At 57.5% G+C, this 6,434-nt stretch carries 8 protein-coding genes; 3 read left to right on the top strand and 5 right to left on the bottom strand.

All coding sequences use genetic code 11. The annotated features are described in order from the left end of the window. Nucleotides 1-809: glucan biosynthesis protein (locus ACXRVY_RS14095; RefSeq protein WP_458237597.1), on the bottom strand; the 809-nt coding region annotated here is incomplete at its 3' end. A gap of 418 nt (nucleotides 810-1,227) precedes the next feature. Here ACXRVY_RS14095 and ACXRVY_RS14100 point away from each other — a divergent pair. Next, complete coding sequence (locus ACXRVY_RS14100) at nucleotides 1,228-1,413, top strand: hypothetical protein (RefSeq protein ID WP_223458275.1); 186 nt, start codon at nucleotides 1,228-1,230, stop codon at nucleotides 1,411-1,413. Nucleotides 1,414-1,717: 304 nt separating this feature from the next. Here ACXRVY_RS14100 and ACXRVY_RS14105 read toward each other — a convergent pair whose 3' ends face one another. Then, nucleotides 1,718-2,230 (bottom strand): BRO-N domain-containing protein, encoded by a 513-nt coding sequence (locus tag ACXRVY_RS14105; RefSeq protein ID WP_223458277.1) that lies wholly within the window; start codon nucleotides 2,228-2,230, stop codon nucleotides 1,718-1,720. A 439-nt stretch (nucleotides 2,231-2,669) separates the two neighbouring features. Between ACXRVY_RS14105 and ACXRVY_RS14110 the strand changes: the two genes are divergently transcribed. After that, nucleotides 2,670-3,236 (top strand): AbrB/MazE/SpoVT family DNA-binding domain-containing protein, encoded by a 567-nt coding sequence (locus ACXRVY_RS14110; protein WP_411740696.1) that lies wholly within the window; start codon nucleotides 2,670-2,672, stop codon nucleotides 3,234-3,236. Further along, entirely contained in the window at nucleotides 3,236-3,637 is a 402-nt protein-coding gene (locus ACXRVY_RS14115; RefSeq protein WP_223458279.1) for a type II toxin-antitoxin system VapC family toxin, read from the top strand. The genes ACXRVY_RS14110 and ACXRVY_RS14115 overlap by 1 nt, the downstream gene beginning before the upstream one ends. Before the next feature lie 58 nt (nucleotides 3,638-3,695). Here ACXRVY_RS14115 and ACXRVY_RS14120 read toward each other — a convergent pair whose 3' ends face one another. The 3 genes from ACXRVY_RS14120 to ACXRVY_RS14130 form a co-directional block, all read right to left on the bottom strand. Then, the gene (locus tag ACXRVY_RS14120; protein ID WP_411740697.1) at nucleotides 3,696-3,923 is read right to left on the bottom strand and encodes a hypothetical protein; all 228 of its coding nucleotides are present in this window, start codon (nucleotides 3,921-3,923) and stop codon (nucleotides 3,696-3,698) included. Beyond that, nucleotides 3,901-5,385: an APC family permease gene (locus ACXRVY_RS14125; protein WP_223458281.1), complete on the bottom strand. Its 1,485-nt coding sequence runs from the start codon at nucleotides 5,383-5,385 to the stop codon at nucleotides 3,901-3,903. The genes ACXRVY_RS14120 and ACXRVY_RS14125 overlap by 23 nt, the downstream gene beginning before the upstream one ends. 201 nt (nucleotides 5,386-5,586) lie before the next feature. Beyond that, the coding region (locus ACXRVY_RS14130) for an aldehyde dehydrogenase family protein (protein ID WP_458237598.1) at nucleotides 5,587-6,434 on the bottom strand (848 nt) is incomplete at its 5' end.

A 6,434-nucleotide genomic window follows, 5' to 3' on the forward strand; every position in this document is an offset into this window, starting at 1 on the left:
ATGCCCAACTGGTCGATGGCGGTGCGTGCGTTGACGTGGGCATCGATCTCCATCACCACGCGCTCGGCCTGGCAGTCTATATCGAAGCGGTAGGCACCGGTGGCGCTCGGCGAGTCGAGCAGGGCGTAGACCACGAAGCGAGTGCTGTCCTTGTCCGGCGTCTCGAACCAGAACTTGGTGAAGTCGGGGAATTCTTCGCGCTTTTTGGCGTAGGTGTCGATGGCCAGCCCGCGGGCCGACAGGCCGTACTGGCCGGTGGCATCCACCGCACGGAAGTAGCTCGCGCCCAGGAAGGACACCACATCGTGCTTGTCCAGTTCCGGGGCCTTGAACAACTTGAAGCCGGAGAAGCCCAGGTCGCCCTTGAGCTGTGCGGTGTCGACCGTGGTGTTTTCATAGTTGAACAGCGACGGGTGGAAATGCACCTCGCGGGCCATCCGGGTTTTCGGATCGACGCTGTACATGCGCACCGGCTGCTTGAATCCCATGCCGACGTGGAAGAACTGCACGTCCAGCTGACCCTTGAGCTCCTTCCACAACGAATGATTGCCGTCGTAGCGGATCGCATTGAAGTTCTGCGGTGTCATGGTCGCCAGGGTCGGCGGCAACTGTTGCTTGGTGTCCTGGTAGCGATTGCTGGCGAGCTGTTTGGCCTGGAGCTTCAGTGCCTCGAAATCGAACGCGGTGGCTTCGCCATCAGCGGTGCCGCCGCTGGCGGCCCAGGCCTTGGCGGCCAACAGGCCCGTGGCGGACAAACCGGTGTAGGCCGCGATGGCCATGGAGGCTTTGAGCAAGTTCCTGCGGTGCATAAATACAACCTGTCGTGAACAATCCCGCGCCGTTCCTGGCACGTGCTGGATCAGAAATATCGGTTCGGACATGCCTTCGGCCAAACGCAACGGACTTTTATACAGAGGCCGGCTAGCTTAAACCGTTCGATTGCAGAGCAAAATTGATTGATGGCACGGCGCTAGCCCGGCAATGAAACAAGACATGTCGGGAAATAATTCCGACAGTGGTTTCTGATTTAAAGGGCATTTCTGCTTTTTTCGACTAATTACTCTAAAAATCGCTTTTCAGCGCCCGGAATATTTCTATTCTGTGCACATGACCGGTTTATGCCCTTCGGACCGGTGCGGTTCAGTGGGCACCCAGCGGCTGCTGAAAARGGGATAGGGCGATGCGGTTTTTTGCAGTTTCTTTGACGTCTAGAGAAGGACATCGTCCATGTCGAAAGTACAGAACATCACTGAGTTGTTGGGAATCTTTCCGTGCCTGGCCAGCGGGCGGCGAAGACGCCGGCTCAACAGCGAGGAAATGAAACTGGTGGAACGCTATCGGGAGCTGTCGGAGAGCGACAGGATTGCGATGAGGTATCTGGTGGAYGCGATGAGGAGTGTTTCGAGGTTTTGAGCCAGGCTGGTTACCGTGGGAGCCATTTGGCCTTCACGGTGGCCAGGCCGGTTAACCTGCCTGCATCAGCGTCGGCTAGGCCGRCGTCGATTGCTTGCTGTCGGACTGATTGCTGGTCGAGCTTATGGAGATACGCCTCTGCAAACGAGCTATCACATGGAATCATTTCGATGACGTTTCGTTTGATGCTGCGAGTCTCGTTCATGTGGAAATAACTCATTCAGCAGGACAATTAATTGAGAGGACTCAAACCAAAGGGACGGACTGTGAGTCTGTCCCTTTTTGATCAGCCCGATTTATCCCTTCAACGGCAAGTGCCGGCGATTGGGAAGGGTCGCTGCACCTGCATCAACTCAGGCATGTCACGCCACTTGATCCAGGCGTGATGTTGGTAATGCAGCAAGGGCACGGAGATTCCGGCCCAATTCAAGGAACTCAAGCTTGGCCGGTTTTCCACAGGCGCTGATTTGGCGTCGCGCAGCGAGGGTATGACTTCGTTGCTCAACCACTGGCGCAGGTTGCGGTTTTCCGGAACGAAGTGGTGAACCAGCAAGGCGTACATGCCTGATTCGCTGACCATCAGGGCATCGACCGTTTTGCCGTCCTTGCGCAGCCAGATGCTGCGACGTTGGTCGGGGTCGAGTTTCAGGGTGAGCCGTTCATTCAGGGGTTTGCCCATCAGGCGCCCAAGGTCCTGAACACAAAACCAGGCTTGGTTGTGTTGCATGAAAGCGTGGAGGAAGCGGTTGTGGCGGGTGAAGACTTTAGGAATGAAGCAGGAAGGCGTTTCAGTCGGATGTGATGTGTGCTTGTGCATTTCTCGACTCCATGTTGAAGAAAGGAGCCGCCACTAATCCTTCGAAAGATTTGGGTGGCGGACCGTGGGGCGTTCGAAGTCGGAACATTCTCGATCAACATGGAAGCCGAGAGGCCCGCGCCACACGGCCCGCCATAACGCGAAACTGAAAGGCAAAAAAATGCCCCAGCTCATATGGGGGCGCGGATGCGCCATGTTGATATGTTCCGGCTTCGACTCCGGGCCGCTGATTTGGCAGCGACGGAGGAAAGCCTATCGGTCAGGCGTTCGCGGCGCCAAGTCTACTCTGGCGACGCTTGTTGTAGGAATCGGCGCCGGTATTCGAAGGTTCGATCTGTAGGATTTTCCTGTTTTTGCATGAGGTGCTGAGAGTCAGCACCTGAGCCGCAGTTTTTCCTTTATTTATTCGCATCCAGTGAATGAACTGCAGGTTTTCTCCATGCTGATCGAATTTCCGGTTTCCAATTACCGCTCTTTCCGGGACAGGCAAACGTTGTCTAAGGCGGCCGCTCCTTACCTGAGCAAAGCGCGAAATGTGCTCAAGCCTTCGAAGTGCACAGAAAGGCTTCCTGATTTACTGGAGAATGCTGCAATTTACAGGTCTAACTCCTCCGGTAAATCTTCACTGATCCGAGTGCATGAGATAGGCGGGCAGTTTTCTTCAGTTCACTCCACACTTACCTACGATGAGCGGAGGTTGCGGAGTTTTAAGCAAAGTATTACTTTTTTATCGAGGGTAATACTTGAGGGCGGAGTTATGTCGACAACGATGACCAGCAAGGGGCAGGTCACTATTCCGAAGCCAATTCGTGACGCTCTGCATCTGATGCCGGGTTCGGCGGTTGAATTCAGTGTCAACGCCAATGGCGAGGTGGTGCTGCACAGTGGTAACCCCAAAAAAACAGACAAGTCGATTGTTTCAGACCGATTTGAGGCTATGCGGGGCAAGGCCGATATCAAATGGCGTACAGATGAATTGATGGCGTTACTACGGGGTGAGGACTGATGATATTGGTCGACACGAATGTGTTGATCGATGTTCTGGAAGACGACCCTGTCTGGGCTGATTGGTCCATCAAGCAGCTTCGTGCCCAGTCACAGATTCATGAATTGGCTATTAATCCAATTATCTACGCTGAGCTATCCCAGGCGTTCTCAACCTTTGAGGCACTGGATGATGTAATTCACCAGCTCGGTCTCGCAATGTGCGAAGTCCCGCGGCCAGCTTTGTTTTTGGCTGGGAAGGCTTTCATTCGGTATCGGAAAGTAGGTGGCGGTAAAAGTAATGTCTTGGCGGATTTTTTCATCGGGGCACATGCTGCTGTAAAACAGCTGCCATTGCTGACTCGAGATGCCAAACGCTATCGCAGCTATTTTCCTTCGGTTGAATTGATAGTGCCCGTCTGAATTTTTTTGCTCCACGGATCGTTGGGAATAGCCATCCGTGGAGCTCAATTACCGTTGCTTAACCCACTCCCCCCACCGCCCGATACGCCTCATCAATCGCCGCATGGGCACAAGCGCTCAACGCTGCATCCGAGTTGGCGATGCTCACCCGTCCAACAGGTTGCCGGGCCAGGTTCATCAGCTTTTCGCTTTCGTCGGCATCGTCGTACAGGCTGTTGGAGAAGTTTTGCCCCGGCACCACGACGGCACCGGTGCGAATGCCGTTACCGGCTGACTTTCCAGGCATCCCCAGCAGGCGCCATGCCATGGTCATACGGCCTGGCGATCCACATGTAGAGCAGGCCCAGACCAATCACGATGGCGGTACTCAGCACCATCGCGTAGTTGATGTACCACGCGGCATCCGGGGTGCGTGGCCAGGCCATGTTGATGATGGCACCGACACCGTAGACCAGCGCGCCGATGTTCACCGCCCAGCCCCAGGCGCCGAGGGTGAATTTGCCGCTCGGTTTCCAGCCCTTCATGCGGGCGTACAGGGCCGCGAGCACGATCATCTGAAACGCCAGGTAGATGCCAATGGCCGCGAAGCTGACGATGGTGGCTACCGCGTCTTGCAGGAAGAAGCCGAGGATGATGATCAGTGCCGGCAGGACGCCGGACACGAACAGTGCGGCAACTGGTACCTGAGTCGTAGGGGAGATCTTCTTCAGCAGTCGGCTGCCGACGACCATTTCATCACGGGCGTAGGAGTACAGCAGACGACTGGCCGCCGCTTGCAGGCTGATCACGCAGGAGATAAAGGAAATCATCACCACGCCCATTACCACTTTCGAACCCACCGGGCCGAACGCGTTGTTGAGAATGGTGGTGACTGGATCCTTGTCGGTACCGTTGATCACCGCCTGCATGTCCGGCACGGCCAGGATCAGCGCCAGGCAGGCGAACATCGCCGCGATGCCGCCGATGTAGATGGTCATGCGCATGGCCACCGGGATCTGCTTGCTCGGGTTCGGGGTTTCTTCGGCCACGTCGCCGCAGGCCTCGAAGCCGTAGTACAGGAACATCCCCGCCAGCGAAGCGGTGAGGAACGCCGGCAGGTACGAGCCGTCGACGCTGATATCGAAGGTGTTGAACAACACGCTGATGGGTTGATGACGCTCGAAAATCAGCAGGTAAACACCGACGATCACCGCGCCGACCAGCTCGCAGAGGAAGCCGAACATGGCGATCCGCGCCAGCACTTTGGTGCCGCTGAGGTTGACCAGGGTGGCGAACAGCGTCAGGAACAGGGCGATGATGATGTTGGTGTTGTTGCTCGGTTCAAAGCCCATCATGGCGGCGAGGTACGGACCGGCACCCACGGCAACCGCCGCGATGGTCACGCACAGGGCGATGGAGTAGATCCAGCCGACCATCCACGCCCAGCGCTTGCCCACCAAGCGACGAGCCCACGGGTATACGCCGCCGGAAATCGGGAACTGCGAAACCACTTCGCCGAAGATCAGGCACACCAGCAACTGCCCGCAACCGACCAGCAAGTAGGCCCAGAACATCGGTGGCCCGCCCGCGGCCAGGCACAGGCCGAACAGGGTATACACCCCGACGACCGGGGACAGGTAGGTGAAGCCCAGGGCGAAGTTTTCCCACAGGCTCATGCTGCGATTGAAGTTGGAGGTGTAACCCAGCTTGCGTAGTTGCTCGGCATCGCTGTCGGCAAGGGCTGCAGAGAGATCGGGTGATGCACTCATGTGTGTTTGCTCCGGAAAATCGGCAGATTTCGGATGTCCGAAACCGTGGCGGGGCCTTGGGGGCGCCGCCCGGATCGGTGGTTATTGTTTTGTCTTCTTTGGGGTGGGGCCTGGTGGTGCTGGTGCCGGTTTCTTCCTTGAGGTTGCGGTGACGCCATCGCGAGCAAGCTCGCTCCGGGCGGCGATCCGACGATGCTTTTTCTAGTGCTTGAACATCACATGCCGCACGACTGTGTAGTCCTCCAATCCGTACATGGACATGTCCTTGCCATACCCGGACAGTTTCTGACCGCCGTGGGGCATTTCACTGACCAGCATGAAGTGCGTGTTGACCCAGGTGCAGCCGTACTGCAAACGGGCGGACAGGCGATGGGCGCGGCCGACGTCGGCGGTCCACACGGAGGACGCCAGGCCGTAGTCCGAATCGTTGGCCCAACCCAGCACTTGCGCTTCGTCGCTGAATTTAGTCACCGAGACGACCGGCCCGAACACTTCACGGCGGACGATTTCGTCGTCCTGTTGCGCATCGGCCAGTACCGTCGGTTCGAAAAAGTAGCCGTTGCCCTCGACCGCCTTGCCACCGGTGATCAACCGAATGTGCGGCTGGGCGATGGCGCGCTCGACGAAACCGGTAACGCGGTCACGGTGTTGCGCGGTGATCAGCGGGCCGAGTTCGGTTGACGGATCATCCTGCAGGCCGTACTTGATGCTGCTGACGGCGACGCCGAGTTTCTCGACGAACTTCTCGTAGATCCCTGCCTGCGCATAGATGCGGCAAGCGGCGGTGCAGTCCTGCCCTGCGTTGTAGAAGCCGAAGGTACGGATGCCTTCCACGGCGGCGTCGATGTCGGCATCGTCGAAGATGATCACCGGGGCTTTGCCGCCCAGTTCCATGTGCATGCGTTTGACGCTGTCGGCAGTGCTGGAAATGATGTTCGAACCGGTGGCGATCGAACCGGTCAACGACACCATGCGCACTTTCGGGTGAGTGACCAGCGGGCTGCCGACGGTAGGACCACGGCCGAACACCAGGTTGAGCACGCCGGCCG

Source organism: Pseudomonas sp. P5_A2_2 (genome assembly GCF_054177685.1).